Here is an 800-nt window from a genome sequence, read left to right on the forward strand (position 1 = left end):
CGCTTAAAGCCAAAGAACTTTGGTGAAGACGATGCAATTCAATTTGGTACCTTAATTGGACTGAGAGAGCTCGGCACTGGTCGCGACGAGGCTGCTAGTGAAGTGTTTCTTTCGCCTGTTGCAGGGGGCCTTATAGTCGATTTTAATGGCCGCCAGGTGTTGCTTTTGAGTAAGCTCGCGCCGCTGGGAAAGGCTTTGTTTGGCGCCTATCTCGAGGACGAAGTAGAGCTTGGTGATAAGCGCTATCTAGTCGAAAGTATTAGCTAGTTTAGTGCCCGGGAACGACCATATCTTCGATGGCAGGCACGTTCGCGGTAACAGAGCCATTGTATCGTGCGTAAATATCCGTCATGGTGCCGTCACGGTGAAAGGTTAGCAAGACCTGGTTAAAGGCATCGACATACTCTTTAGAAACTGTTTCTTTGACAAAAATCACATAATATAAGTTCTTAATATCTGGCCCTGCATAACGCACATTCTGCAGCTTGAACTCTTTGATCGTATCAAAGCCGACGACATCCGGTACATAGACCACCCCACGTTTACCAAAGCGATCAGCTTCGAGCATTTTAAACACATGCTCAAAGTCGTTCTCTATGACAACACGAGCCCCAGGGATTTTCTTTGCGAATTTCTCGACCTTTTTCGACATGTTGGTCGGGCCATAGGTGGCGATGGTTAAACCGCTTAACTGCTGACGCGAGCTGTAGTCTAAAGGGTTATCTTTTTTAACAAACAGACCATAGTTCACTACATGAACGGGCAAGCTGTAGTGCCATTTCTTGGCTCGCTCTGTGTTA

Annotated in this window: 2 protein-coding genes; one reads left to right on the forward strand and one right to left on the reverse strand. The window is 46.9% G+C overall.

Annotation, left to right across the window (positions count from 1 at the left end; genetic code table 11):
- Positions 1-267: hypothetical protein (locus tag A3735_RS30235; RefSeq protein ID WP_197485654.1), on the forward strand; the 267-nt coding region annotated here is incomplete at its 5' end.
- A gap of 1 nt (position 268) precedes the next feature.
- On the opposite strand, the gene A3735_RS04015 is transcribed toward A3735_RS30235, so the two are convergent.
- Positions 269-800 (reverse strand): ABC transporter substrate-binding protein (locus A3735_RS04015; RefSeq protein ID WP_156499391.1); only part of this gene is annotated, 532 nt, incomplete at its 5' end.

The sequence above is a fragment of the Oleiphilus sp. HI0061 genome (assembly GCF_001635675.1).